This window comes from Mesorhizobium sp. M0016 (assembly GCF_040324035.1).
In the GTDB taxonomy this organism is placed as follows: domain Bacteria; phylum Pseudomonadota; class Alphaproteobacteria; order Rhizobiales; family Rhizobiaceae; genus Mesorhizobium.
Map to the genome: position 1 here is coordinate 389170 of NZ_JAMYVM010000001.1, position 26958 is coordinate 416127.

The window sequence follows — 26958 nt, forward strand, 5'->3', positions numbered from 1 at the left end:
GGGCGCCAGGGGAATGAACCCAAACCAGAGCAGCGCGGTGCGCGGATTTCGAATTCAAGGCCACACCGGCAAACCGGCCGGGGTGGTCTGGAATTGCAGGTTTCCGAACGCCGACACCGCCGACAGGGCAGAGACGTCATCCCCTCCCCACTGGCCTCGTGAAAGACCCGCATGTCGCTGACTTCCGCATTGACCATAGCCCAACAGTCGCTTCAGACCACATCGAAGCAGACCAGCGTCCTTTCCCGCAATATTGCCGACGCCAGCAACCCCGACTATGCCCGCCGCACGGCGGTCGTCGTCAGCAGCGCGCCCGGCGCCCGCACGGTCGAGATCCAGCGCGCCACCAACGCCCTGCTCTTTCGCCAGAACCTCAGCGCGCAATCGGCATGGAGCGGCCAGAGCACGCTCTACAGCGGAATTGACCGCCTCGCCGTTGCCGTCAACGGCGTCGACAACGCCTCCTCTGCCTCGACCGCGATCGGCAAGCTGCAGAACGCGCTGCAGCTTTATGCCGCTACGCCATCCAACCAGAATCTCGGCTCCAGCGTCATCGACGCGGCCCAGCAGGTGGTGCGCGGGCTGAACGACGGCACCAACGCGATCCAGGATTTCCGCACCCAGGCCGATGGCGAGATATCGACGGCCGTCAACGATCTCAACTCGTTGCTCAGCCAGTTCCAGGCCGCCAACAAGGCCGTCATTTCCGCAACCCGATCGGGCACGGATGCATCCGACGCGCTCGACCAGCGCGACGCATTGCTGAAGAAGATCGCGGACTATGTGCCGGTGTCGACCTTCACGCGTGGCGACAACGACATGGTCATCACCACCAGGGACGGCACGACGCTGTTCGAGACCATTCCGCGCTCGGTGAGTTTCACCCCGTCGACGGGCTACACGGCCGGCACACCAGGCAACACCATCTACATCGACAATGTGCCGGTCAGCGCCGGGGCTGGCGGCAACACCAGCGCCGACGGCAAGCTCGCCGGGCTCATCACCTTGCGCGACGGCGTCGCGGCGACGATGCAGAGCCAGCTCGACGAAGTGGCGCGCGGCCTCATCACCGCCTTTGGCGAAACAGCACCTTCGCAGCCCGACCGAACCGGCCTGTTCACCTGGTCGGGTGCGCCCGCCATTCCGGCCGCCGGCACACTGATCGACGGCCTTGCCGGCTCGATCAAGGTCAACGCCGCAATGGACCCGAGCGTCGGCGGCAATCCGGTGCTGCTGCGCGACGGCGGCGCCAATGGTGCGGCCTATATCGCCAACACCGCCGGCGACGCCTCCTATTCGCAGCTCTTGATCGGCTATGGCGACAAGCTCGACAAGCCGATGCCGTTCGACGCTGCGGCCGGCATCACCGTGACGTCCAGCGTCTCCGACTACGCCGCCAATGCCATTGGCTGGTTCGAAGGCCAGCGCCAGCAGGCCTCGAGCAACGCCGACGCCAAGGAAGCGCTGGCATCGCGCACCGCCGAGGCGCTGTCCAACGACACCGGCGTCAATGTCGACCAGGAGATGTCGCTGCTGCTCGACCTCGAACACACCTATCAGGCCTCGGCGCGCATGATGAAAACCGTCGACGACATGCTGTCGGCCCTGCTCGATGCCGTAGGATAAGCCATGAAAGCCACATCCGTCTCATCAGCCGCCCTCTCCAACGCCGCGCGCTATCAGCAGATGCGCATGCAGGCCGAACTGGTCAAAGCCACCAAGGAATCGACGACCGGCACCGTCGCCGATGTCGGTCTGGCGCTCGGCGCGCGCACCTCGCAGGCGGTCACCTTCTCGCGCGACCTCGACCGGTTGAACGCCATCATCGATTCCAATTCGCTGGTCACCGCGCGGCTGTCCTCGACGCAGGCTGCGCTTGGCCAGCTTTCCGACACTGCGCAGAATTTGCTGACCGCACTGACCGCCGCCGGCAATTCCTCGAGCACCATCACGCAGCAAGCCGGCAAGGCCGCCGTGCAGCAGATGACCTCTATCCTCAATGCCAGCGTCAACGGCGAATATCTGTTTGCCGGCACCAACACCGACGTCAAGCCGATCGACGATTTCACCGCCGCCGGCTCGCCGGCCAAGGCGGCGTTCGACGCTTCCTTCTCGTCGTATTTCGGCTTCACGCAGACCGATCCGCTCGCCGCCAACATCACCGCCGCCCAGATGGACGGCTTCATCACCAGCAATGTCGTGCCGCAGTTCATGGGCGCCGGCTGGCAGGCCAACTGGTCGAACGCCACCGACCAGCAGATCGTCAGCCGCATTTCGCTGGGCGAAACCACCCAGACCTCGGCCAGCGCCAATGAAGACAGCATCCGCAAGCTCGCCATGGCTTCCGCCCTGGTCACCGGCCTGCTCTCCGGCAACATCAGCCAGGCGGCGAAGACCACCGTCGTCGGTCGCGCCCAGGCGATGGTCGGCGAGGCGCTGGGCGGACTCGGCCAGTTGCAGGCCGAGACCGGCCTTGCCGAGAAGCGTGTTTCCGACGCGAGCGACCGCATGAAGACGCAGGTCGACCTGTTCGAGCGCCATATCCTCGATCTGGAGGGCGTCGATCCGGCCGAGGCCGCCACCCGCGTCGCGGATCTGACGCAGCATATCGAGACGTCCTTCGCGCTGACCGCGCGCCTGCAGCAGATGAGCCTGCTGAACTACCTGACCTGACAATCTCAACCGCAACGGTAGAGCCAAACGATGTACCAATTCTCCTACGCCGACATCCAGACCGACTCCGTTGCCGATGCGAAAGATCGCGAGCGGCAGCTTTTGACCCGCTCGATCGAAATGCTGGCGGCGGCGGCGGCGGTCGGCCACACCTCGATGGAGGCAGTCGAAGCGCTGCACTTCACCAACCGGGTCTGGACCACCTTCGTCGAGGATCTCGGTTCCAGCGACAATGTCCTGCCCAAGGAACTGCGCGCCAACCTCATCTCCATCGGCCTGTGGCTGCTGCGCGAGGCCGAGGACATCCGCCAGGGCCGCACCGACAATTTCGAAGGGCTGATCGAAGTGTCCCAGATCATCCGGGACGGCATTCAATGACCAACACGCTGAAGATATCGCTGAAGCCGAACGAGAAGATCTACATCAACGGCGCCGTCATCCGCGTCGACCGCAAGGTCACCGTCGAGCTGATGAACGACGTACAGTTCCTGCTCGAGAACCATGTCATCCAGGCCGACGATGCCTCGACGCCGCTCAAGCAGCTCTATTTCATCCTGCAGGTGATGCTGATGAACCCGGCCGGCGCCATCGAGGCGCGCGCCATGTTCCGCCGCTCGCTGCCCTTGCTTTTGGCAAGCTTCGAGGATGAGCAGATCAGTGGCGCGCTGAAGCAGATCGACCGCATGGTCGGCGAAGACCATATCTATGAAGCGCTGAAGGCTATCCGCGCGCTTTATCCGCTCGAACGCCGCGCACTTGGCGGCAATGACGATGTTCAGGGTGCGAAGCGCCCGCTGGCCGTGGGAGCACAATACTGATGAATGTGGACATGACGACGACGATCCCCACGGGCGCCAACCAGGGTACCCAGCAGACGTCGAAGACAGCGGTCGACTACCAGTCGTTCCTGAAGCTGTTGATCGCCGAGATGAAGAACCAGGATCCGACGAAACCGATGGATTCGACGCAGTACGTCGCCCAACTCGCCACCTTCTCGCAGGTCGAGCAATCGGTGCAGACCAACACCAAGCTCGACCAGATCATGCAGTCGTCGGCGCTGTCGCAGGCCGATGCCCTGATCGGCCGTTCGATCACCTCGGCCGACGGCAAGACGACCGGCGTCGTGGCCTCGGTCAGGCTTGCAAGCAACGGCGTGATCGCCGTGCTGCAGAACGGCACCGAAGTGCCGGTCGGCGCGGGCGTTTCGATAAAGCCGGCCAGCTAGACAGTTCCATAGAGGCGCGCTCACATGAACGAGGCCGACGCCCTAGACATCGTCCAGTATGCGGTGTGGACGGTGCTCGTCGCGTCCGCGCCGGTGGTGCTGGTTGCCATGGTGGTCGGCATCGGCATCGCGCTGATCCAGGCCCTGACCCAGATCCAGGAAATCACCCTGACCTTCGTACCCAAGATCGTAGCCATCATGCTGGTCGTGGCGCTGACCGGTCCGTTCATCGGCAGCCAGATATCGGCCTTCACCAACGTCATCTTCGAACGCATCGAAAACGGGTTCTAGGCAGCGCTTGCAGGCGGCTGTGTTCCGGCTAGATTGCAGGCCATGACTCAGGCAGAACTCACCGGCAGGCCATGTGCGGAATAGCCGGCGTCTGGCGCAAACGAAACCCGATCGACGCCAACGACCTGTCGGATGTCGCCAGCATGATGCAGGCGCTGGTACATCGCGGCCCCGACGATCATGACAGCTGGCACAACAATCGGCTGGCGCTCGGTCACCGCCGGCTTACCATCATCGATCCCTCGCCCGCCGCCCGTGAGCCGATGCTGACTTCTTCCGGCGATGGCGTTCTCGTCTACAATGGCGAGGTCTACAATTACCGCTCGCTGCGCGAAACGCTGCAGGCGCAAGGCGTCGTCTTTCGAACCATCTGCGATGCCGAAGTGGTTCTCGAAGCCTTGCATCACTGGGGTCCCGAAAAAGCCGTGCCGCTGTTCGACGGGATGTTTTCCTTCGCCTATTTCGACGCTCGCAGCAGTGCGCTGTGGCTTGCGCGTGACCGTCTTGGAATCAAGCCGATGTCGGTGGCCGACACGCCGGAGCGAATCCTGTTCGCCTCGGAGGACAAGGCGATCCTCGCCTGCGACGGTTTTCCGCGCGACATCGACAGCCGCGAGATCACCTTGCGGCTTGCCTGGCAGAGCCGCGATTCCAGCTACAGCCTGTTCGACCGCATCGAGCGCCTGCCGCCCGCCGGCCTGTGGAAGATCACCGATGGCGTTATCGAGAAGCGCCGCTTCTGGCATGTGCTGGACGTGCTGGAGACCGCGCGCATTACCGGCGATGCATCCGCTGATGCTGAACACATGGCGACGCTCGAGGCGTTGCTCAAGGACAGCGTCGGACTTCACTGCATCGCCGATACCAGCGTTGCCACCGCCTGCAGCAGCGGTGTCGATTCCGGCCTGATAACGGCGCTGGCAAAGCGGTTCAGGCCGGAAGTCCACGGTTATGTCGTCGACCCGCAGCTCGGCAACAGCGAGGCCGAAGACGCCGAACGCACCGGCCGCCATGTCGGCGTGCCCTTGCGCCGGGTGCCGGTCGACAGGAACCGGTTTTTCGAACTTTGGCCAAGGGTAATCTGGCATCTTGAAAGCGATGGCTGGCACGCCAGCCATGTCGCACTGCTGGCGCTTGCCGAACGATGCCGGGCCGATGGCGTCAAGGTGCTGCTCACCGGCGAAGGCGCAGACGAATTGTTTGGCGGCTACCCCTTGCAGGCCTTGAGCATGAAGAAGTGGCGTTCCTGGTCGTGGCCCCGGCGCCTGGTCCATTCGAAGCGCTCGCTCGACCGGAGATTCGAGCAACAGCGTCATGCCCCCTACAAGGTCTCGGCTGGAAGCCACTCACAAATGGATCGCAGCATGGTCCTGCGTGCTTTGTCGCCGGAGCTGAATTTTCTGCAAACCGAGATCTTCGACCGCCTGGAGCCGGTTATGCCGCCCGCGGATCGCGCCTTTCTCGGTAGTTGCCTCTACGACCTCTATTCGCATCTGCAGGACATCCTGCACCGGCACGACCGGCTGAGCATGGCGGCGTCCGTGGAACTGCGGGTCCCGTTCCTGGAAAACCGCCTGATCGACTTCGCCATCCATTTGCCGAGGCGGCAGAAATACCGCGACAAAACAGGAAAATGGCTTTTGCGAAAGGTCGCTGAAAAGCATATTCCGCGCCAGAACGTCCATGCGCGCAAGATCGGCTTCGAGATGTCGTCGCAATTTTCGGCCGGCACGGAGACTTTGCTGCGCGGCGGTTTCCTGCGCGATGCTTTGAAATGGCCCGCCGCGAATTTGGAGGACATGGTCCAGCTCGCGCGGCGCGAGCAACCATCCAGGCTGCGGCTTGTCGGCATGGAGCTTTTCCTGCGCCTTCACGCCGGCGGCGAGACGCCAAGCACGCTGACCGAAGCCTTGCATGCCGCTGCCCGGGACAGAAGCTGACTTCGCGCGCGGCCGACAGCCCCGCGCAGTGGACCAATGAGAACATCGCTCTGGGTAGCGGACCCTTCCCGGCTGACGTATTTTCGCCTTGCTATCCTGTTGTTGGACCATGATCTTTTTCGAAGACGCGTTCGCCCTTTTGGATGTCGTGCTCTATTTCAAACGGATGCCATGATTGTCGTCCCGGCGGACGAAACCAGCACGTGAAGGTGGGACAGGTCCAATGATCGATGACGAGCCGGACAGCGAACGCGTCTCGGCGCTGGCGCCGTTCCGGCACGGCATCTTCCGCGCCGTCTGGTCGGCCAGCCTGGTGTCGAATTTCGGTGGCCTGATCCAGGGCGTCGGCGCCGCCTGGATGATGACCACCATCGCCACGTCGCCCTATCAGGTGGCGCTGGTCCAGGCCTCGGCCACTCTGCCGATCATGCTGTTTGCACTCGTCGCCGGCGCCATCGCCGACAGCTTCAACCGGCGCAAGGTGATGCTGATCGCCCAAATCTTCATGCTGGTCGTCTCTGCACTTCTAACGCTGTTCACCTGGAACGGCTGGATGACGCCGTGGACGCTGCTTGCCTTTACCTTCCTGATCGACAGCGGCACGGCGCTCAACAACCCGTCCTGGCAGGCATCGGTCGGCGACATGGTGCCGCGCAACAAGCTGCCGGCGGCTGTTGCGCTGAATTCGCTGGGCTTCAACCTGACGCGCAGCGTCGGCCCGGCGATCGGCGGCATCATCGTTGCCGCCGCTGGTGCGGCTGCTGCCTTCGCCGCCAATGCGCTGAGCTATATAGGTCTCATCATCGTGCTCTTCCGCTGGAAGCCGGAGCTGCCGGTCTCGACGCTGCCGCGCGAGACGCTGGGCGCCGCCATGGGCGCCGGCCTGCGCTATGTCGCCATGTCGCCCAACATCGGCAAGGTGCTGGTCAGGGGCTCCGCCTTCGGCTTCAGTGCCGGCGCGGTTTTGGCGCTGCTGCCGCTGGTGGCGCGCGACGTCGTCAAGGGCGATGCCTTGACCTACGGCATCATGCTCGGCGCCTTCGGCATCGGCGCCGTCGGCGGCGCGCTGATAAGCGTGCGTCTCAGACAATTGCTATCCAGCGAGACGATGGTGCGGATGGCCTTCGCCGGCTTTGCCGTCTGCGCCTTCAATGCCGCCATCAGCCTCAATGCCTGGCAGACTGCGGCGGGTTTGCTCATCGGCGGCGCCTGCTGGGTGATCGCGCTGTCGCATTTCAACGTCACGGTGCAGATGTCGACGCCGCGCTGGGTCGTCGGCCGGGTGCTGTCGGTCTACCAGACGGCGACCTTCGGCGGCATTGCGCTGGGCAGCTGGATCTGGGGCGTCGTTGCCGATGCGCATGGCGCCGAAACCGCGCTGATTGCGGCGGCCATCGCGATGCTTGTTGGCGGCGCCATCGGCCTGTTCCTGCCGCTGCCGCAGCAGACGACTCTCAACCTCGACCCGCTCAACCGCTTCAAGGAGCCGCATCTCGGCCTCGACCTGAAGCCGCGCAGCGGCCCCATCGCCATCATGATAGAGTACATTATCCGCGACGAAGATGTGCCCGAATTCCTCGCCACCATGGCCGAGCGCGGGCGCATCCGCCGCCGCGACGGCGCCCGCAACTGGACGCTGGCTCGGGACCTAGAAAATCCCGCAGTCTGGATCGAACACTACCACACGCCGACCTGGCTGGAATACATCCGCCACAACCGGCGCGCCACCCATGCCGACGGCGTCGTCGGCGAGCGGGTGCGGGCGCTGCACAGCGGCGACGAACCGCCGCGCGTGCGCCGCCTGATCGAGCGCCCGACGACCGCCGGCACCGCGCTGGTCTCGCCGAAGGGGCCGATCGATCACTGAGCTCGCCATAGCCGTAGCGCCGGTCAGCCGGCGCTCTGGATCATGTAGAGCTTGCGCGTGGTCTCGCGTATCAGCCACTCGCCCTTCCAGCCCTGCGGCAGGACGAGGAGATCGCCCGGACCGAGTTCCCGCACCTCGCCATCGATGCGGCTCAGTTCCACGCGCCCCGAAATGATGTGGCAGATCTCCGACGAGTCCGAACGATCGGCGGTGAAGCGGCCGGGCGTGCATTCCCAGATGCCGACATCGACAGTCCCGTCCGGCGATTGAAAGAACGAGCGCACGGCCTCGACCTGATCGCCTTCAATCGAGGTTGGCTTAGGAGAGAACGCGCCGATCTCGGCCTTGGCGAGATCGTGGAAGGTCGAAAGATCGATCAAGTCTAGCTCCATGGATAAGAGCAATTCCAGGAAAGGGGTCTGCCCCGGAATTGCGTGAGAACAAATGGCTTTAGTGGCCGGTGATGCTGTCGGCCAACGCGGCCAGCTTCGAGGTGCGCGCAAGCCCTGCCGCCTCGCGGCCATCGGCAATGCGATAAAGCTGGTACATCGAATGCACGCCCAGCCAGCGGAAGGGCTCCGGTTCCCATGGCCTGACCTTGCGGTTGACCCAGGGCAGCTTCGTCAGCTCGGTGTTTGCCCCGAGAACAAGGTCAGCCAGCGTGCGCCCCGAAAGGTTGGAGCTGGACACGCCGAGGCCGACATAGCCGCCGGCCCAGCCGATGCGGGTCGCGGGATCGAGGCCGACCGTGGTGCACCAGTCGCGCGGCACGCCGAGCACGCCGCACCAGGCGTGATCGATGCGGCATCCCTTGGTCTGCGGCAAGAGCGTCGTCAGGATCGTGTGCAGCTGGTCGATCGTGGCCTGCTGCGTCTGGCCGTTGACGTCGGTGCGCGAGCCGTAGCGATAAGGCACGCCGCGTCCGCCCATCGTGATGCGTCCCTCACGCGTGCGCTGGGCATAGCAATAGGCATGCGCCGCATTGCCGAGCAGTTCGTGCCCTTCCCAACCGATGTCGCGCCACAGGTCGGCAGGCAGCGGCTCAGTCACGATCTGCGCGCTGTTGAGCGCCAGCCAGGTCCGCTCCTCGCCGGGGATGCCTGATGTAAAACCCTCGGTCGCGCGGATGATCGTCTCCGCCTGCACCGTACCGCGGTCTGTCGTCACGCTGCCCTTGGCGATGCTCGTCACCGTCGTCTTCTCATAGATCGGCACGCCCAGCCGCTCGACGGCATCGGCAAGCCCACGCACCAGCTTGGCCGGCTGCACCCGCGCCTGGCCATGGACGACGAAGCCGCCCATGACGTTACGGATGTTGATGCGCGTGCGCGTTGAGGCGGCGTCCAGCATCTCGACGCGGTTCGGGTCGACATCCCAGGAACGGATCGTCTCGCATTCTTCGCACACGCGCTCCAACTGCGCTGCGTTGGTGGCCACCGTCAGATTGTCGACGCGGCGAATGTCGGCGTCGATGCCTTCCTCGGTCGCGACCCGGATCACTTCATCAACGCAGCCTGCCATCGCCGCCTGCATCGCCATCACGCCTTGCCGGCTCGATGTCTTGAGATATTTTTCGCGCGACCAGCTGAAGCCGCCCGACAGCCAGCCGCCATTGCGCCCCGAAGCGCCGAAGCCGGCAAATTCGCGCTCGACGATCACGACGCGCAGCGATGGCTTCGCCTTTTTCAGATAGTAGGCGGTCCACAGGCCGGTATAGCCGGCGCCGACAATGGCGACATCGGCCTCGATGTTTCCAGGCAAGGGCGGGCGCGGAACGGGAACCGCCCCCAGATCCGCATACCAGAACGATATGTCGCCGTTGCGCTTGGCTTGCATGGAATGACTTTCAGATGGGATCAGGCCAGATGGGATCAGGCCAGATGGAATCAGGTGAGTGTGGTGTCGGCGCTTGCGTCGTCCGCCAGCAGCTTGGCGTCGCTGCCGTCGAAGCAGAGCTCGACCTTGTCGCCGAGGCCAAAACTCTCGCCGGTCACCGGTGAGCGCACGATCGCGGCCGAGCCGTCGGCGAGCTTAACTTCGTATTTCGATTCCGAGCCGAGATAGATGGCTTCCGCGATCGTCCCCGACAGGCGGTTGGCGCCATTGGCAGGACTTTGGCCGGCTCTTCGGATCGCGAGCTTTTCGGGACGCAGCAGCATCACCGGGCTGGCTTCCCCCGACAGCTTACGCGGTACCGTCACCGTCTCGCCGGCGATGCTCAGCGCGGTGCTGTTGCCATCGCTGCGCGCCTTGCCGCGCAGCACGGTGGAATCGCCGATGAAGCGGCCGACGAACAGCGTTGCCGGCTCGTCATAGAGCTGGCGGCCGGTGCCGACCTGCTCGATGCGCCCGCGGTTGAACACGGCGATGCGGTCCGACAGCACCAGCGCCTCTTCCTGATCGTGCGTGACATAGACGAATGTGGTGCCGAGTTCGCGATGGATGCGCTTGATCTCGAGCTGAAGCCATTCGCGCAGCTTCTTGTCGAGCGCGCCGAGCGGCTCGTCCATCAGGAGCAGCGGCGGGTCGAAGACGATGGCGCGTGCCAACGCCACGCGCTGCTGCTGGCCGCCCGACAATTCGCTGGGATAGCGATGCGCGAAATCGCCCATCTTGACCATGTCGAGCGCCCTTGCCACGCGTGTCTGCCTCGTCGCCTGGTCGACGCCGCGAAGCGTCAGCGGATAGGCGACGTTGCGGCCGACGCTCATATGCGGGAACAGCGCGTAATGCTGGAAGACGACGCCGATGTTGCGCTTGTGCGCCGGCACGCCGACGACGCTTTTTTCCCCGACCAGAAGCTTGCCGCTGGTGACATCGGTGAAACCGGCAATCACGTTGAGCGTCGTCGTCTTGCCCGAGCCGCTGGGGCCGAGCAGCGTCATGAACTCGCCGGGCTCGATGCGCAGCGACACGCCGTCCAGCGCCTTGAAGCCGCCATAGGCCTTGCTGATCGCTTCGAGATCGATCGCCGCGCCCTTGCTTGTCGGCTTCGGATTCATTGGCGTCCTTTCCCCTCGCGGCCAAGAAGGAGCATGCCGCCGCCGATCAGGATCGTGGTCGCGAAAAGCAGGATCGTGCCGACAGCCGCCACCGTCGGATCGGCGTCGCGCGTGATCGAGGCAAAAATTTGCACCGGCAATGTCTTGAGATAGGGGTTCGTGATGAACAGCGACACGACAATCTCGTCGAACGAGGTGGCGAAGGCGAACAGCAGGCCGGAGAGCACGCCCGGCGCGATCAGCGGCAGCGTCACCGTGCGAAACGTGGTCAGTGCGCCGGCGCCCAGGCTCGCGGCGGCTGTCTCCAGCCGGCGGTCGAACACTTCGAGACTGGCCGAGACCGCGATCAGCACGAAGGGCAGCGCAAGGATGGTGTGGGCCAGCACGAAGCCGAGCAGCGTGCCGACGAGCTGCGTGTCGAGATAGACGGCATAGATGCCGATCGCCAGCACCACGCCCGGCACCACCATCGGCGTCAGCATCAGCATACGCAAAAGGTTCGCCGGCCGCGCCTTCATGCGGTCGAGGCCGAAGGCGGCAAGCGTGCCGAGCACCGTCGCCAGCACCGCCACGATCGAGGCGACCTTCAGCGAATTCAGGAAGCTGTTCGACCAGTCCGGATTGGTGGCGAAATTCTGGTACCACTGCCAGGAAAAGCCTTGCGGCGGAAACGCCAGCGATTTGTTTTCGTTGAACGACATCGGCACCACGACCAGCGTCGGCGCCACCAGCCATATCGCCACCAGCAGGCAGACGAGCCCGAGAAGAACGCGGGTGAGCGGCTTCATCTCCATCAGCGCCGCCCCGCTTCCCGATGACTGGACCGCATCACAGGTGCTGCCAGCGCCAGCAGCACGAAGGTGGTGACCAGCAGAACGACGCCCATGGCGCCGCCCCTGCCCCATTGCAGCAGGCTGAGCACCTGCGTCTGCACCAGCGTCGACAGCATGGTCGAGCGCGGGCCGCCGAGCAAAGCAGGCGTGATGTAGAAGCCGAGCGACAGGATGAAGACGATGATCGCGCCGGCATAGACGCCGGGCAGCGACAGCGGCAGATAGACGGTGAAGAACGCGCGCGACGGCCGCGCACCGAGGCTTTGCGCCGCACGCATCAGCCTGAGGTCGATGCCTTGCATCACGGAATAGAGCGGCAGGATCATGAACGGCAACAGCACCTGCGCCATGCCGATGACCACGCCGGTCTGGGTGCGGATCAGCTTGACGCCGCCGAACCCGACCGAGCGCAGCAACGAATTGATGACGCCCGAATCCTGCAGCAGGATCACCCAGGACAGCGTGCGCACCACACCACTCACCCAGAACGGGATCAGCACGCAAAGCACAAGCACCAGCCGGACGCGCGGCCCGACCGCGGTCATCAGATAGGCATAGGGATAGGCCGCGATGACGCAGACCAGCGTCACCCAGGCCGAAATGACGAAAGTCCGCTGCAGCACTGTCAGGTTGACCGGCGCGCCGAAGAACCAGGCATAGTTCTGCAGCCCCCACTCAGGTTCCGACAGGCTGCGCAGCACGATGGTGAGCAGCGGATACCCGATCACCGCGACGAGCAGGATGAGCGCCGGCGCCGTGAGCGCGAACGGCCGCCATGCCCGACCCGACCGCGCATGGGCGGCGGGTTGGGCGATGGGTTCGGACGCGCTCACGGCCTGGCTCTCACTTGGCTGTTCAGTTGCCGGCCATCAGCGCCGACCACTTCTCCTGCGCCACCGGGAAGTTCTCGACCCAGAACTTGATGTTCTGCTTGTAACCCTGCTTCTGGCGCTCGGGCGTGTTGGTCAGGAAGGCGGCGACCGACGCATCGACCTTGGGCTGCGCGTCATTGTTGATCGGCGTATAGGAGGTCTGCTGCGCCAGGATCTCCTGCGCCCCCTTGCCGAGATAGGCATTGAGCAGCGCATAAGCCGCATCCGTATCCTTGACGCCGACCGGAATGGTCATCTGGTCCATCACCACCAGCCAGTCCTGCCAGGCCGGCGCATATTTGGCGCCGTTCTTCACCGCCGTCATGGCACGTCCGGTCCACATCATCAGCATGTCGGCTTCGCCAGATTCGGCAAGCTGCTGCGATTCAGCGCCGGTCTTCCAATAGATCGTGTCGGGACCGAGCTTGCGGATGACATCGATGGCCTTGTCGATGTCGGCCACCGTCATCGCCTTCGGGTCGCCGCCAGACGCCTTCAACGCCTGCTCCAGCAGGCCGCCCGTCGGGTCGCCCGAACCGTCGAGCGCGCGCGTGCCGGGGAATTTTGCCGTGTCGAAGAAATCGGCCCAGTTCTTGGGCGGGTTATCCCCATACTTCTCCTTGTTGTACATCAGCACGACGCCGTAGTTCATGGCCGGCACCGAGCATTCGCCGACCTGGCCCTCGGGCACCTTGGAGACGTCGAGCTTGCTGAAATCAAGCTTCTGGAACAGCTTGCCGCAATAGACGTAAGGCGGCAGGTCGGCGGTGTCGACGACGTCCCAGGTGACGTTGCCGGATTCGACCTGCGCCTGCAGCTTGGCGATCTCTGTCGGCCCGTCATTGAGCAGCGTGGCGCCGGACTTTTCGACGAACTCCTTGAGCGCGGCGGCCTGGCCGTCCTGGTAGATGCCGCCATAGGAGACGAGCGTCAGCGTCTTGCCCTTGAGCGAGCCTTCCTTGACCTCACCCGCGACAGGCTTTTCCTGCGCGAACGCTGCGGTTGCCAGAACGCCGAGCGCCAGCACGGCGCCAAGGCCAAGATGTCTTGTTTTCAGCATGATTATTGTTCTCCCATTTGACCCGCATGGATTGAACCTACCTGGCTGCGAGCGGTTTCCAGGCCCTGTATTGATCGAGTTCGGCGCGCACCGAAGTCGGTGGCGCAATGATCCACATCACCTCGGCTCGGCCACTGCCGATGTTCTCTGAGCGATGTGCTGTCGATGTCGCGTATTCGATGCTGTCGCCCTCTTCCAGCACATGCCTGACATCGCCGAGCGAAACCTCGACGATGCCGCGCAGCACGACGAGCATCTCGTGCGCGTCGCCATGGGTGTAGAGCGCTGGGCCGGTCGAGCCGCCGATTTCGAACTCGCCGACATAGACTTCCATGTCGCTTAAAGGGGGACGCGAGAGCAGCATCTTGCGGCAGCCGTCGCTGGGCGGCAGGCTCGGCCGCTCGCTGCGCAGCAAGACCCCGCGCTGCCCGGCGGCACTATCCTCGAACAGCATCGCCACGCTCACCCCAAGCGCCGAGGCCATCTGGTTGAGCGAGGCGGTGCTGGCGCCGGTCAGGCCGCGCTCGAGCTGGCTGATGAAGCTGGCGCTGGTCCCGGTCAGCTCGGCGAGTTCGCGCAGCGAAAGCCGCCGGCCGAGACGCAGGCTCTTCAGCCGCTGGCCCAGCATCTGATGGGCATGCGTCGCCGTCGAGGCGACGCCATTCTTGACCGGAGCCTGGTCGGTGCTCATCCCGTCTTTTTCTCCCACTGAACAATTTGTACAGTGACACTGTACACGTGGCAAGCGCCGGGACATTTTAAAATGCCGGCTGAGGCCTGTTCTTCGCCCGACAGGTCGCGCCGCGCCTTGTCGAGTCCTCGGCGTAGCGTCGCATCAGATGGCCCTCGGTCAAAAGCCGACAACGGCCCGGTTGTCGAAATTCTCGACCACCGCCAGTTCCTCGGCGACGGCGCGCTGGAGGTTCCGGCGGCGGACTGGACGTTCATGCTCGGCACCAGCACCGCATCCGTGAACTTGGCCAGCGCCAGCACCGGCGTGTCACCATCGGACGGATCGCTGTGCAGTTCGGCGACGATCAGCACGCCGACATAATGCCGGCTGCTTGCGGCGCCATTCTGGTGCTGAGGCGCAGTCAGGCTTGCCGCCCCGCTTCAATTCCCCGCGAGCGTGTCGAGGTATATGAGCGATCGCTTACGCAATCGACGCAGCTGTGTTATTTTTGGCCGTCTCTATTTCCCTCAAGGAGGAGAAGATGAGTGCGCGGGGATTTTTTTCATTAGCTGTTGGCATGATTTTTTTGAGCTCGTCTGCGGTGAGCAATTCAAGCATGGATATGCCGGTTAGGTCTGTTGTGTCACACCCGATGTCTCTTTTTTTGGCGGGAGGCAATCCGGAAAGCCAAAGCCGGCCGGCAAAGGAATTTATCCAGACTGCACAACAAGATGTTTGCTGTCCTGGCGGCTACCCTTGGTATCGCAATTCGACGAACACCTGCTACGGCAGCTATGAAGACTGCCACGATACCGATGGCGGCGGATGGTCCTGCAGACAGGTCAACGCCTGCTAGACTTTCTTGGGCCCACGCCTTCTTGACTGTGCCCGGTCCTCAGATCGGCTTCGGCTCGCCGGCCTCATAGAGCATGAGGTTGCGCTCGCCTATGCCGAGCGATGCCCAGCTCGCCCGCCAATCGGCGATGTGAGGCGAGCGGAAATGCGCGTCGAGCGCGGCCCTGTCGCTCCACACCTCGGTTACATGGATGAGCCCGACGTCGAGCACGTCCTGCGCGTAGGAGTATTCGATGCAGCCGGGCTCCGCACGGCTGCCCAGTATCATGCGCCGCATGGCCGGCCTTGCCTCGTCGAGCCGTTGCGCAGGCAGGCGAATGGTGCCGATGATCACCAGCATGATCTCTCTCCTCAAGGCCTCTGTCGTCCTGGCAAGTAACCAGTCCTCCCACCCTCGCGCAAGCTTGACCGGTTAGGCTCGAAGGGCTGTCGCGTGCTCGGCAGGCTTGTGATTGGGGACGATATGGCCGTCAGCGAAAGCTTAGCGACAGGAACAGTGGCCAAGAACGGCCGCGATGTCTTCTTCGCCATCGGCATCGTCATCATCCTGGCCGTGCTGTTCCTCCCGATCCCGGCCTTCCTCATCGACATCGGCCTCGCCTTCTCGATCGCACTGTCGGTGCTGATCCTGATGGTGGCGCTGTGGATCCAGCGGCCGCTCGATTTCTCGTCCTTCCCGACCGTGCTGCTGATCGCCACCATGCTACGGCTATCGCTCAACATCGCCACCACGCGCATGATCCTGTCGCACGGCAATGAGGGCACGCACGCCGCCGGCTATGTCATCGCCGGCTTCTCCAAACTTGTGATGGCCAGCGATTTCGTCATCGGCCTGATCGTCTTCATGATCCTGATCGTGGTCAACTTCATCGTCATCACCAAGGGCGCCACCCGTATTGCCGAAGTCGGCGCCCGCTTCACCCTCGACGCCATCCCCGGCAAGCAGATGTCGATCGACGCCGACCTGTCCGCCGGCATGATCGACGACAAGACAGCGCAACTGCGCCGCCGCGAGCTGGAAGAGGAATCCTCCTTCTTCGGCTCGATGGACGGCGCCTCGAAATTCGTCCGCGGCGACGCCATTGCCGGCCTCATCATCACCGCCATCAACATCGTCGGCGGCATCGCCATCGGTTACATCAGGCACGGCATGGGCATGGGCGAAGCCGCCGATGTCTTCATCAAACTGTCGGTCGGCGACGGCCTCGTCACCCAGATCCCGGCGCTTATCGTTTCGCTCGCCGCCGGCCTGCTTGTTTCCAAGGGCGGCACGCGCGGCTCGACCAACCAGGCGGTGTTCGGCCAGCTCGGTGCGCATCCGCGCGCGCTCTATGTCGCGGCCTCGCTGCTCGTCCTGCTCGGCCTGATGCCCGGCCTGCCGTTCTTCCCGTTCTTCACGCTAGCCGCCGGCATGGCCGGCCTTGGCTACGTCATCCCGATGCGCGCCAACCGAGAGGCTGCCGCCGCCGAAGCGATCAAGGATCTGGAGAAGGCGAACAAGGTCGAGGAAGAGAAGAACTCGGTCAAGGCTTCGCTGACCACCGCCGAGATCGAGCTTCTGATCGGCAAACAGCTGTCGACGCGGCTGCTGGTGTCGCATCAGGAACTGGTGTTCCGCATGGCCAAGATGCGCAAGAAATTTGCCACGCAATATGGCTTCGTCGTGCCGGAAGTGCGCGTCGCCGACGATTTCGGCATCCCGCCGAAAAGCTATCAGATCAAGGTCCACGGCACCGTCGTCGCCGAATACCAGATGCGCGTCGGCGAGATCATGGTGCTGCTCGGCAACCGGGATTTGCCCGACGTTCCCGGCGAGGAAATCCGCGAGCCGGCCTTCGGCATGCGCGCCTTCTCGGTGCTCGAAACCTTCGCCGAGGATCTGAAGCGCGAGAACTATACCTTTGCCGACAACATGTCGGTGCTGCTCACCCATTTGTCCGAGGTGATCCGCAACAACCTGCCGCAGCTTCTGTCCTACAAGGACATGAAGGCGCTGCTCGAGCGCCAGGATCCGGAATACCGCAAGCTCGCCGACGAGATCTGCACCTCGCACATCTCCTATCCCGGCCTGCAGGCGGTGCTCAAATTGCTGCTGGCCGAACGCGTATCGATCCGCAACCTGCATTTGATCATCGAAGCTATCGCCGAGATCGCGCCGCATGTGCGCCGCACCGAGCAGATCGTCGAGCATGTCCGCATCCGCATGGCCCAGCAGATCTGCGGCGATCTCTCCGAGGGCGGCATGCTCAAGGTGCTGCGCCTCGGCAACCGCTGGGACCTCGCCTTCCACCAGAGCCTCAAGCGCGACGCCAAGGGCGAGGTGCGCGAATTCGACATCGACCCGCGCCAGCTGGAGGAATTCGGCCAGGACGCGACCAAGGCGATCCGCAAGCATCTCGAGGCCGGCGAGCGTTTTGTCCTCGTCACCGCGCCCGATGCTCGCCCCTATGTGCGCATGATCATCGAGCGCCTGTTCACGACGCTTCCCGTTCTCTCCCATGTCGAAATCGCCAAGGGCGTCGAGATCAAGGTGCTCGGGACGATCTCGTGAACATACTGTCGCAAGGCCTCGTCATCGCCGCCTTCCTCGCCTTCTGTCGCATCGGCGCCTGCTTCATGCTGATGCCGGGCCTGTCCAGCGCCCGCGTGCCGGTCCAGGTCCGGCTGTTCGTGTCGATCGCCGCCACCGGTGGCCTGCTCGCCTTCCTGTGGGACAAGATCTTTCCCTTCGTCGATGCGCGTCCGCAGGTGCTGGCGCCGATGATCATCTCCGAACTTTTGGTCGGCGGGCTGATCGGCGCGATGACGAGGCTCTACATGGAGGCGCTGCGCTTCATGGGTTCGGCCATCGCCATGCTGATCGGCTATGGCGGCACCGGCGGCCCCGCCATCGAGGAGCCAGAGCCGCAGGCGGCCCTCGCCGCCATCATCTCGTTTTCAGCGTTGCTGCTGCTCTTCGTCTTCGATTTCGACCACGAGATCATCCGCGCTCTGGTCGCCTCCTACACGGTGGCGCCGGTCAACGTCTTCTTCAATCCGCAGGCCGCCCTGGTCGATCTCACCGACACGGTGTCGGACGCCTTCTTCCTGGTCATCCGGCTCGGCAGCCCGTTCATCGCCTATGCCATCCTGGTCAATTTGACGATCGGCTTCGTCAACAAGCTGACGCCGCAGATTCCGGTCTACTTCATCTCACTGCCTTTCGTCATCGCCGGCGGCATGATCATCTTCTACTTCGCCATCGGCACCATGCTGTCGCTGTTCGTCGACGGCTTTGTCGATCTGACGCTGGCGAGGTGAGATGAGCACGCGCAAGGAACGGCTGAAGAAACTGGTCAAGGTGCAGGAGCAGCTGAAGGCCCTGCACGAGACGCGCCATGCGGCCTTCCTGGCGGCAGCGGCAACCGCCGAAACCGAGGCCAGGGAACTTGTCCAGCATTTCGACGCCGACCAGTCGATGGCGGTGCTGTTCCCTGACCTCTACCATCGCCGCATCGCCAATGCGCTGGTCCGGCAGGAAGCGAGCCTGGAAGGCGCCAGGCAGGAGGTCACGCTCATCGCCACTGCGACGGCGCGCACCAACATGGTCGAGCGCGCCTACAAGGACGTGCGCCGACAGGACGAACGCGAACGCTCCGACCGCGACCGGCTCGATCTGATCGCGCAGAGGCGAGGCGGCGAGTAGCTGCGGTTCCAGTAAATGCAAGCATTTCCGGCGGCCTGTCGACAGGCTGGCTTGCGCGCATTGGACGTTCCGCGGTTTACCGCGATCTTAAACGCGTCAGCTTCGAGCGAGATGACCTCTGCATCTGCGCAGCCCGATATCCTACGAATAGGCTTTGGTTAGTGGCCGCTTTTTGAAGAACCGCCGAAGATTGGACAACGTCCTTACAGCTGGTCTCTCCTCAAGCAGCAGATCAATAATCCCGTTGGCTGCGGCATCCGATCGAAAACGCTCTGCCCATTCTTCTGTCAGGCCATCGCGCTGGATCTGAATCGAAGAAGCCGGTCTCTCGGCGGGAGCTCCAACACCCATATGCTCAGCGACCGCTTCCAAAAAAGGTGTCGGATCCTCAAACATCTCCTCATAGACGACATGCTTGTGGGGCAGCCCAAGCATGTCGAGATATTTCGACCAGAACGAGTACCCATCTTCAAGAGAAATGCAGGCTCGGGAGATCTCCGCGAAATCGTAGGCGGCTTTCGCTCCCGTTCCCCTTGCTCTGTTGGTCCATTGCCTGGAAACACTGGCGCGATAGTACGAAATGGCCTGTCGGAGCCGGTCTCGCCGTTCAAGGAAAATCAACCCGATTTCGTGCTTCTTCAGCGTTTCAAACAGAAAGTCTTTCTCAAACGTTTCTCGCGTTTCACGCAGATGGCCAGGGAACAGCTTGATGGCGAAACGCCCGTTTTCTGACAATCCGGCCTTGAGGACGGCGCTTTCCAGCTCGTCATAAGAGCGGGCCACGAATTTGAGATGGTCTGGATCCAGCCATTCCCCGAAACACCCCATGGAACCTGTGGCATTCGCAAGGCTTCCAAGCCATTCGGAGCCGCTTCTCGGTACGGTTAAAAGCGCAACGCCCTTCAAAGAGTATCTCCTCCAACAGCAATGGGTTTATAACGGCGTTCCTCGCAGAACAAATCTCAATTTGCCGCTAGGCAAAGCCGAACGCCCGAAAAACAGTCGCCGGCCGGCGAGCAAGCGAACCGGCGCGCTCCTGTTCACCGGAAAGTTGCCGCAAGAAGGCGCCCGCGCCAAACTGCGGCTTGACCCGAACCTGCAAATCGCAACTGCTGATGTCGGGTGGGGGCATACGGATGAAAGACATTTCAGTGATCATCCCTGCACACAATGCAGGGCGTTCGATCGCTTCGACGATCCGGTCGCTGGCTTCGGAAGCCGACCTCATCGAGGAAATCCTGATCGTCGACGACGGATCGACGGACGGCACCGCTGAAATCGCCGAACAGACCGGCCGGCAAAGCGGGCTTCCGGTGTTGGTCAAACGGGTGGACCGATTTCAGGCGGGCGCCGCCCGCAATGTCGGCATAAAGACAGCCGTCTCGCCATGGCTCTACTTCATCGACGCCGACGACATCCATATGAAGGATGGGCTGCGCAACTTGCTGCGCAAGGGGACCGAGCACGGGAGCACCGGAATAGTGGTCGGCTCCTATATCAGGCGCACAGATGGCGTTGACCGGCTCATCGACGCGCCAGCCGGATATGGTCCATCAAAGCTCGAAAACGCAGGCAATTATCTCATCGACAAATGTGAGACGATCAATGTCGGCGCTGCCCTGATCAGAAGCCTGGCGATCGGCACAGTCCGCTTTCCCGAAGGCGTCGCCTACGAGGAGGACACACTGTTCTGGGCAAGGCTGTTGACCCAGGCCGGCGTCGACAAGGTGCCCAACCCGGTGCTGACCTACCAAATATCGACTGCACGGGCCGACAATCGGCTTTTGGTCCAGCCCGCTACGCAGTTTTTCATTTGGCGCAAGGCATTGCGCGAGCTTGGCACTGTTCGGATCGACGAGGATACATTGCGCAGGCGGGAAGCTCTTCTGGCCATCAAGATTGCCCGCGTCCATTACCTCCACGGCAGTTTCCGCACAGCCGAACGATTTCTCATGATCGCCAGGCCTTTGCCGAAGACCGCAAGGACGCAATGGCGGTTCTGGCGGTATCGGCTCAAGCTATGGCTCAATCGGTCGACGAGAACGCCTGAAGGGCCAGGTCGGTCGCACGAAGCGTCGCCGGATCTTCGAATGTAATCGGGCCGGCTTTCTTCAGGAGCGTGATGAACAGGTCGAAATTCTCGGCGGTTGTGGGCAGGCTATCGTGGGTGAGGATAACGCAATCCCGCTTCGCTCGAACTTCGCGAAGCGCGCTCCTGATCCACCCCTTCGGCTGGCGGTGAGGATCCCAATCGTTTGGATCCACATCCCACAGAAGGGTGCGATGCCCGAGTTCATCCGCAATCTCTGAAACGACCCTGCTCAAAGCCCCGAAGGGCGGACGAAAAATCTTCCCTCCCGGCGTGAATGCGGAAATCAGGCTACCGGTGCTCTCGATCTCCTGGCGAACTTCCGCTGGTTTAAGCTCGGTCAGACGGCGATGCGAAAACGTATGGTTTCCGATCCGGTGTCCCGCATCGAAGACGCGCTGGACGATGGCCGGATGAGCGGCCACCTTTTCTCCAATCACGAAGAACGTAGCCTTGATCCGATGAAGGTCGAGCACCTTCAAAATCTGCTCGGTATGACCGGGCTCCGGACCATCGTCGAGCGTAAGCCAGACGCGCTTCGGCAATTTCTCGGCGTCACGCTTCCGGGCGTCAAACGGTGATGAGAAGCGTGGGATTTTCATCTTGCCGGCCATGCACCCCGAAATAGTCAGGTTTCTGCTCCAATGCCCAGCCCCCCTGAAAGCAACAGCCTCGGCTCGGCGCATGTGGCCGTGTCTACCAAAGCTCTCCGACAAACAGGCGCGCCGCTTCCTCGTGCCCATCGGATAAGGAGGGATCGCCGCCGAAAGCTTTGGCATGTGACGACCATGCTGCTTGCTGGCCCGGTGCTCGTGCCATGGCGATGGCTTCGACGAGCGCCCGAAAAGAGTACGCGCCGGCGATGACGACGCCGGCATCGGCCTTTTCGACCAAGGGAGCAAACCCGCACGTATCGGTGGTGATCACCGGAAGTCCATTGGCAAGGGCTTCGACGATGACCGTTCCCGTGGTTTCGATTCGGGCAGGATGAATGAGGAGATCCGCCGCCGCCATAACAGCCGGTATGTCGTCTCGGACTCCAATGATCTTTGTTCGGCCCCGGGCGTGTATTGTCACCTTCTGGATCAGGCGGCTGCCCATGCCGCTGACAGGCACGACGCCCACCACCACCCAGACCGAGTCGGGAAATGCCTCCAGCGCGGCCGCCACCCTGTCGAAGCCCTTTACCCAAGCCGAGGAGCCGATCGACAGCCATACCTTGCTGTTTGCCGCAATGCCCAATTCAGCCCGGATGCGTTCACGCGTTCCGTCAGTGCGTAGATGCGGCATTCGCCTCGCCGGATCGAGATTGGGCGAAATGCGTCGAAACCGACTCTCCGGCGTTTTCCAGACGCTCTGATACTCATTTTGCTGGCGCTCGGTCAGCATGATGAGGCTGGTGCGCGAACTTGGCGAAAAGCAAAGCTGCTCCAGCCGCATCTGGGTTCGGTGGCGTGGTGAAAAAGGGCGCCACGCGCCTGTCTTGATCTTCGCGTAAGAGCGATCGCCGGAATAATAGATGTCGAGCATCGGAAGCTTGTTGAAACCGATGATCCGGTCAAACCCCTGGCGATGCGCCTTCAGCGCGGCGCCAAGCGCGATATCCCTTCCGGGATTGGTGCGATTGTTGGCTTCTACAATCTGGATCGAACAGCCGGGGTCTGCGATCGACCCGCGTATTTCCGTGGTCAGGATCGTAACCTCATGCCCCGCCGCCACGATATTCCTGGCGATAGAGAGGCAATCCCGTTGCAGCCCGCCGAAAGTCGACAGGTTGCTGATCGCTATCCCGAAGCGCATTCACCAGCCCTCGGAACGGAAGTAATCCCGGCAAAACACTATATTTGGCCCCCACAGTCGAAACGCTTTGAAAACAAAGGAATGCGACAAAAACAAGAATGTAGCGTTCACGCTTTGGTGAAAAAACCTCGGAGTTTTCGAGGCTTGTGAGGGGCTCCGGTATGCAATGGTGGATCGCGACCAACTGCGTGAAACACGTTGGCTTATAGGTACGCTATCGGCGTGTTCACTGTTGCATCGGCGTCCAGTCCGGATTTCGATGTCTGCGCAGTGTCCGGATCGACCATCGACCTTGCCAACGCTGCCAGATTGGAACGCACCTGTTCCGCGCCGTAAAGTTGGCGTGCCCGTTCCTCCGCTGCAGCGCCGATGCTGGCCGACCTTTCATCGCTGCTCATCAACTCGACCATCGCTTCGGCAAAGGCCCCTTCCTCATTGGCAAGGACCACTTCCTTGCCATCGATGAAACCGAGCCCTTCCGCTCCGATGGAAGTTGAAACGACCGGTCGGCCGTACAGCGCAGCCTCAATGATCTTGATCCGTGTGCCGCCGCCACGCTTGACCGGACAGACAACAACCCTTGCCCTCGCATAGGCAGATGAAAGATCCGTAACGAATCCTAGCGTCTCTACCCCTGCGCCGGCGTCATCTATTCCAAGTTCGCGGCCGCCATCACCGGCGATGAGGAGCCGCGCTCGCGGCAGCCGTGCCCGGACCAGCGGAAAAACCTTTCCAACAAGCCAGAGGATAGCCTCGGCATTCGGTGGATATCGGGTGTAGCCGACAAAAAGAGCCGTTGGCTCGGAAGGCATCGGGGAACGGCCGGTCATCACGGCAGCATTGGGTGCGACTTCGATGCGGGCGCCCGGCGAAAGCTCTTCGACGATTTTGCGATCATGCTCGGAACACACGAGGCCCACCGTCGCAAACCCCGCGACGAGTCTTTCTGTTCGGCGTGCGACCGCGGACACCAGGCTCAGTTTAAGGCGTTTCGCGGGAGAGCGCTCCATCTGGCGAGACCTGCCAAGGGCGACATGTTCGAGGTCATCGAAGTCGACCAGCACCGGAGGCAAATCCATCACCGTGCGGATCAGAGCCGCTGTCGACGCCAATCGATGCGCCAGGATGAGGTCAGGCTTCAACTCGCTGATCGCCTGCTCAAGCCGGGAAACTTCCGCCATACGGCTGGACCGCATCGTGACCCGGCCCTCCGTGAAACTGACTGCGCCGCGCGTCGCGGCGATCACGTCGCGGATGCCAAGATCGCGCGGCCAGCGCCGGAACCGAGACGGCAGAGCGGGCGGTGAAATCAGTATTATCCGCCCGGCAACAGACCATGACCGCCGAAAATCCTCGACGGATTGACGTTGCCGGTCTTCGTTTTCGGACCAGTGCAACGGCCACATGAAAACGAAATCGACGGAACCGATACTACTCAGCGCGTCGGCGTGACGCCGGAGCCTCTGGAAGACGCCATGGACCATCTGTTCCGGCTGGTAGGGAAAATACTCCGACACGATCAGGGTTTTGATTGATTGCGTCACTTCGAATTTGCCCGGTTGCGGAACTGAGGTTGACGGGCTCTTTGCCGAGTAAAGGCGACGCTTGTCCCTGCCGTCCAGCCACCCTGTAAAGCGCCACCATGAAAGGCGATTGTCTCGTAAAGATGGCGCTGGGAGCGGTCCCCCGTTCCGCCGCCGTTGCAACGTGGTTTCGCAGCAGGCGGAAGAAGCGCTGCGGTCCGTAGGCAGGCGCTGCGGCTTGCAAAGCGGCGCGAGGAGTGACAAGCCTGCCGGTGAACCTGCTGTCCAGGGCCTGCAAGGCGCAACAGCGCGTCGTGGCACCGGCTTTCAACGCAAGAGCCCTTATGTCAGAGCGAGCCTGCACGGTCATCATTCCAACCTACAATCGCCTGCCTTATCTGCTGAAGGCGGTCGCCTCGGTTACGGCTCAGACGTTCGGGGACTGGGAGCTGCTCATTGTCGACGACGGAAGCACGGACGACACCTTGGCCGCTATCACTGCGCTCTCTCTGGCCGAGCCACGTCTGCGCATTCTGCGAAACCCCGGCACGAGCGGACCGGCCGGCGCGCGCAACGCCGCGATTCGCGAGGCGCGCGGACTGTATATCGCATTTCTGGACAGCGATGATCGGTGGGACGACGACAAGCTGGCGCAATTCATTGCGGCGGCCAACACCCGGCCCGACGCGATCCTGATTGGCAGCGACTATCGCATGGTCGACGAGCTTGCCGACACGTCCATGACCGCCTGCGACATGATCTTCGGTACCATGATGCCGTGGTGGGAAACCTATGATCGGACCGCATCTCTTCTGCCATGCCGGGAACTCAAGGCGGACCGTTCCCTGCTGGCCCGCTCTGATGTCGTGCTGACCACGACCATCGCCGGATACCTTTGGATTCACACCTCCTCGACGATGGTTCGGCGCGACGCGATACTGGCGGCGGGAGGGTTCGATGAAAGCCTCGCCCGCACCGAGGACATCGACCTTTGGCTGCGGCTCAACACGCGCGGACCCTTCGTCTATATCGACCGGCAATTGGCGACCTATGACGTCACTGGGCGCGATACGGCAGAAGGCGAACGCTACCAGACGCATTCAGAATCACGACATCACGACGAATACACGGAGTGGAAGCACCATCTCGCGCTCATGCTGCGCATTCGAAAACAATACCGGCTTTCTCCAGCGCTTAACGCTCTGATGGAAGACCGGCTCGACTATTTTGACAAAAATTGTGCCAGGGCCGCCTGGCGGACAGGCCGGAAAACCCTCTGGCTCAAGCACTGGATTTCGAGCCTGCGGCGGGCGATCGGGCTTGTGCGTTCCGATAGGTGAGAACGCGCGGAAATGGCTGCGGCAGGCCTGAGCCATCGAGCGGGATGTCAAGTGCCCTAAGGACCGCGGGCAAGCGTGCGCTGCGTGAGAAGCTGGTCGCCACGGTCTGCGCGGCAGCCTGACCAAGACGGCTCACCGTCGCTGCTTCGGCGTCCAGAAATTCCTTCAGCTTTTCGCCCAACAAGCTCGCCGTCGATATGTCGGACACAAAGCCGTTACTGCCGTCCTTGATCAGCTCCAGCGCGCTCGCCATGGGATGGGCGACACAGGGTAGGCCTGTGGCCATCGCCTCCAGCAGGCTGAGGGAAAAACCCTCGACTGAGCTGGCCAGTACGAAGAGGTCAAGCGCATGGTAGATCGCACGCGGATCGTTTTGCCAGCCGAGCAATTTGATCCGGTCAGCAGCTCCGGACGAGCGCACTTTGTTTTCCACTTCGGAGCGAAACCAGCCATCCCCGGCGATGATCAGAGCGACGTTGGCGGCGGACCGACTCGCGCGAAGAGCCGAGAAAGCATCAATCAGGACATCGATATTTTTTTCCGGCCCGAACCGGCCGACATAGCCGATCGTTCGCACATCGTCTGACAGTCCAAGCCGTTCGCGCGCTTGGCGCCTTTCATTGACAGTCGGTGGTGCGAAGATGGGGTCTACCCAATTAGCACAGACGCGGACCTTGTCGGGAGCCATGCCAAACTCTTTCGTCGCGATCTCTGACAATTCGCTCGACACGCCGATGGTGCGTTGGACGCAGGCATTCATGACCGCGCCATATCTGCGCTTTGAAAACATGGATCGCCACGCGGCCTCGCGCGGCCTGTGTTCGATGGTGTAAATTCGCCGGCCCGCGGCCTTGGCCATGAGCAACTCGACGACAGGCGTTTCCGCGAAAGCACCACGGCAGAAAATGATATCGTGGCCGGGATGCCTGACCAGCACAGACCACCAAAGGATGTATCTTGAGATCGGGAACCGTCTCGGTTTGACGATGAGCCTTTGATAAGAAAGGCCCTCGACAAGCTCTACATCGATTGTCTCAGGGGAAAGGAGCTCGGAAAAATAGTCGGTGTTGACGGAAATGATCTTGACGGGAAACCCAAGCGAAGCGGCGGTGTGGGCCACGTCGGCGGTATGGATATGAAGACCGCCAGGATCCCCGCTCCCGCCGACAAACAAGAGGCGTCTTCTTTTCACTTTGGGATCTCACTGAATCCGCCACTCTGGCGGTGATA

At 62.5% G+C, this 26958-nt stretch carries 28 protein-coding genes; 14 read left to right on the forward strand and 14 right to left on the reverse strand.

The features are described from left to right. Positions 1 to 171 precede the first annotated feature (171 nt). From flgK to NKJ88_RS01910, 8 genes are all read left to right on the forward strand, one after another. Positions 172 to 1626 (forward strand): flagellar hook-associated protein FlgK, encoded by a 1455-nt coding sequence (gene flgK / locus NKJ88_RS01875; protein WP_352443470.1) that lies wholly within the window; start codon positions 172 to 174, stop codon positions 1624 to 1626. Positions 1627 to 1629: 3 nt separating this feature from the next. After that, a complete protein-coding gene (locus tag NKJ88_RS01880; RefSeq protein ID WP_352443471.1) occupies positions 1630 to 2673 on the forward strand; it encodes a flagellar hook-associated family protein in 1044 nt (347 codons plus the stop codon). Between the two features lie 30 nt (positions 2674 to 2703). After that, positions 2704 to 3051 (forward strand): flagellar biosynthesis regulator FlaF, encoded by a 348-nt coding sequence (flaF, locus tag NKJ88_RS01885; protein WP_023671893.1) that lies wholly within the window; start codon positions 2704 to 2706, stop codon positions 3049 to 3051. Beyond that, the gene (flbT, locus tag NKJ88_RS01890) at positions 3048 to 3491 is read left to right on the forward strand and encodes a flagellar biosynthesis repressor FlbT (RefSeq protein ID WP_023683290.1); all 444 of its coding nucleotides are present in this window, start codon (positions 3048 to 3050) and stop codon (positions 3489 to 3491) included. The genes flaF and flbT overlap by 4 nt, the downstream gene beginning before the upstream one ends. Then, complete coding sequence (flgD, locus tag NKJ88_RS01895) at positions 3491 to 3898, forward strand: flagellar hook assembly protein FlgD (RefSeq protein WP_023683289.1); 408 nt, start codon at positions 3491 to 3493, stop codon at positions 3896 to 3898. Before flbT ends, flgD begins: the two co-directional genes overlap by 1 nt. Positions 3899 to 3922: 24 nt before the next feature. Continuing rightward, positions 3923 to 4189 carry a flagellar biosynthesis protein FliQ gene (fliQ, locus tag NKJ88_RS01900; RefSeq protein WP_023671896.1) on the forward strand — a complete coding sequence of 89 codons (267 nt, stop codon included), beginning with the start codon at positions 3923 to 3925 and terminating at the stop codon, positions 4187 to 4189. 71 nt (positions 4190 to 4260) lie between these two features. Beyond that, positions 4261 to 6129, forward strand: a complete 1869-nt coding sequence (gene asnB, locus NKJ88_RS01905; RefSeq protein ID WP_352443472.1) for an asparagine synthase (glutamine-hydrolyzing) — start codon at positions 4261 to 4263, stop codon at positions 6127 to 6129. A 223-nt stretch (positions 6130 to 6352) separates the two neighbouring features. Continuing rightward, complete coding sequence (locus NKJ88_RS01910) at positions 6353 to 7996, forward strand: MFS transporter (protein WP_023804741.1); 1644 nt, start codon at positions 6353 to 6355, stop codon at positions 7994 to 7996. 23 nt (positions 7997 to 8019) lie between these two features. Here NKJ88_RS01910 and NKJ88_RS01915 read toward each other — a convergent pair whose 3' ends face one another. From NKJ88_RS01915 to NKJ88_RS01950, 8 genes are read right to left on the reverse strand one after another with little or no spacing between them, the layout of a single operon-like run. Continuing rightward, positions 8020 to 8388: a cupin domain-containing protein gene (locus NKJ88_RS01915; RefSeq protein WP_081726812.1), complete on the reverse strand. Its 369-nt coding sequence runs from the start codon at positions 8386 to 8388 to the stop codon at positions 8020 to 8022. A 58-nt stretch (positions 8389 to 8446) separates the two neighbouring features. Further along, positions 8447 to 9832: an NAD(P)/FAD-dependent oxidoreductase gene (locus tag NKJ88_RS01920; RefSeq protein ID WP_352443473.1), complete on the reverse strand. Its 1386-nt coding sequence runs from the start codon at positions 9830 to 9832 to the stop codon at positions 8447 to 8449. A gap of 50 nt (positions 9833 to 9882) precedes the next feature. After that, the gene (locus NKJ88_RS01925) at positions 9883 to 10998 is read right to left on the reverse strand and encodes an ABC transporter ATP-binding protein (RefSeq protein WP_352443474.1); all 1116 of its coding nucleotides are present in this window, start codon (positions 10996 to 10998) and stop codon (positions 9883 to 9885) included. Beyond that, positions 10995 to 11792, reverse strand: a complete 798-nt coding sequence (locus NKJ88_RS01930; protein ID WP_023710963.1) for an ABC transporter permease — start codon at positions 11790 to 11792, stop codon at positions 10995 to 10997. The genes NKJ88_RS01925 and NKJ88_RS01930 overlap by 4 nt, the downstream gene beginning before the upstream one ends. Then, positions 11792 to 12664 (reverse strand): ABC transporter permease, encoded by an 873-nt coding sequence (locus tag NKJ88_RS01935; protein WP_023710962.1) that lies wholly within the window; start codon positions 12662 to 12664, stop codon positions 11792 to 11794. The genes NKJ88_RS01930 and NKJ88_RS01935 overlap by 1 nt, the downstream gene beginning before the upstream one ends. A 22-nt stretch (positions 12665 to 12686) precedes the next feature. Next, entirely contained in the window at positions 12687 to 13763 is a 1077-nt protein-coding gene (locus tag NKJ88_RS01940; RefSeq protein WP_023686368.1) for an extracellular solute-binding protein, read from the reverse strand. Positions 13764 to 13800: 37 nt separating this feature from the next. Beyond that, the gene (locus NKJ88_RS01945; RefSeq protein ID WP_027049833.1) at positions 13801 to 14454 is read right to left on the reverse strand and encodes a helix-turn-helix domain-containing protein; all 654 of its coding nucleotides are present in this window, start codon (positions 14452 to 14454) and stop codon (positions 13801 to 13803) included. Beyond that, entirely contained in the window at positions 14451 to 14807 is a 357-nt protein-coding gene (locus NKJ88_RS01950) for a hypothetical protein (protein WP_245260023.1), read from the reverse strand. The genes NKJ88_RS01945 and NKJ88_RS01950 overlap by 4 nt, the downstream gene beginning before the upstream one ends. 170 nt (positions 14808 to 14977) lie before the next feature. On the opposite strand from NKJ88_RS01950, the gene NKJ88_RS01955 reads away from it, so the two are divergent. After that, the gene (locus NKJ88_RS01955; RefSeq protein WP_156033727.1) at positions 14978 to 15292 is read left to right on the forward strand and encodes a hypothetical protein; all 315 of its coding nucleotides are present in this window, start codon (positions 14978 to 14980) and stop codon (positions 15290 to 15292) included. A gap of 39 nt (positions 15293 to 15331) precedes the next feature. Here the strand turns inward: NKJ88_RS01955 and NKJ88_RS01960 are convergent, their stop codons facing one another. Continuing rightward, positions 15332 to 15631, reverse strand: a complete 300-nt coding sequence (locus NKJ88_RS01960) for a putative quinol monooxygenase (RefSeq protein WP_023683279.1) — start codon at positions 15629 to 15631, stop codon at positions 15332 to 15334. A gap of 123 nt (positions 15632 to 15754) precedes the next feature. On the opposite strand from NKJ88_RS01960, the gene flhA reads away from it, so the two are divergent. The 3 genes from flhA to NKJ88_RS01975 are packed head-to-tail and all read left to right on the forward strand — an operon-like array spanning position 15755 to position 18976. Next, positions 15755 to 17842 (forward strand): flagellar biosynthesis protein FlhA, encoded by a 2088-nt coding sequence (gene flhA / locus NKJ88_RS01965; protein ID WP_023671908.1) that lies wholly within the window; start codon positions 15755 to 15757, stop codon positions 17840 to 17842. Next, positions 17839 to 18591, forward strand: coding sequence for a flagellar biosynthetic protein FliR (gene fliR, locus NKJ88_RS01970; RefSeq protein ID WP_023710960.1), 753 nt, complete (start codon positions 17839 to 17841; stop codon positions 18589 to 18591). The genes flhA and fliR overlap by 4 nt, the downstream gene beginning before the upstream one ends. A 1-nt stretch (position 18592) precedes the next feature. Further along, on the forward strand, positions 18593 to 18976 hold the full coding sequence (locus tag NKJ88_RS01975; protein ID WP_352443475.1) for a hypothetical protein: 384 nt from the start codon (positions 18593 to 18595) through the stop codon (positions 18974 to 18976). A 141-nt stretch (positions 18977 to 19117) separates the two neighbouring features. On the opposite strand, the gene NKJ88_RS01980 is transcribed toward NKJ88_RS01975, so the two are convergent. Next, positions 19118 to 19882 (reverse strand): Stf0 family sulfotransferase, encoded by a 765-nt coding sequence (locus tag NKJ88_RS01980; protein ID WP_023671911.1) that lies wholly within the window; start codon positions 19880 to 19882, stop codon positions 19118 to 19120. Positions 19883 to 20112: 230 nt separating this feature from the next. Here NKJ88_RS01980 and NKJ88_RS01985 point away from each other — a divergent pair, with 230 nt between their 5' ends. Beyond that, positions 20113 to 21072 carry a glycosyltransferase family 2 protein gene (locus NKJ88_RS01985; RefSeq protein ID WP_023823311.1) on the forward strand — a complete coding sequence of 320 codons (960 nt, stop codon included), beginning with the start codon at positions 20113 to 20115 and terminating at the stop codon, positions 21070 to 21072. Here NKJ88_RS01985 and NKJ88_RS01990 read toward each other — a convergent pair. The 3 genes from NKJ88_RS01990 to NKJ88_RS02000 form a co-directional block, all read right to left on the reverse strand. Further along, entirely contained in the window at positions 21002 to 21679 is a 678-nt protein-coding gene (locus NKJ88_RS01990) for a polysaccharide deacetylase family protein (protein WP_023823310.1), read from the reverse strand. The two genes, NKJ88_RS01985 and NKJ88_RS01990, sit on opposite strands and share 71 nt — an antisense overlap. Before the next feature lie 82 nt (positions 21680 to 21761). Continuing rightward, positions 21762 to 22865 (reverse strand): glycosyltransferase family 4 protein, encoded by a 1104-nt coding sequence (locus tag NKJ88_RS01995; RefSeq protein ID WP_023823309.1) that lies wholly within the window; start codon positions 22863 to 22865, stop codon positions 21762 to 21764. Positions 22866 to 23068: 203 nt separating this feature from the next. After that, a complete protein-coding gene (locus NKJ88_RS02000) occupies positions 23069 to 24409 on the reverse strand; it encodes a glycosyltransferase (protein ID WP_352443476.1) in 1341 nt (446 codons plus the stop codon). A gap of 236 nt (positions 24410 to 24645) precedes the next feature. Between NKJ88_RS02000 and NKJ88_RS02005 the strand changes: the two genes are divergently transcribed. After that, positions 24646 to 25728, forward strand: a complete 1083-nt coding sequence (locus NKJ88_RS02005) for a glycosyltransferase (protein WP_023671916.1) — start codon at positions 24646 to 24648, stop codon at positions 25726 to 25728. Here the strand turns inward: NKJ88_RS02005 and NKJ88_RS02010 are convergent. Then, the gene (locus NKJ88_RS02010) at positions 25670 to 26920 is read right to left on the reverse strand and encodes a glycosyltransferase family 4 protein (RefSeq protein ID WP_081726809.1); all 1251 of its coding nucleotides are present in this window, start codon (positions 26918 to 26920) and stop codon (positions 25670 to 25672) included. The two genes, NKJ88_RS02005 and NKJ88_RS02010, sit on opposite strands and share 59 nt — an antisense overlap. Positions 26921 to 26958: the final 38 nt, after the last annotated feature.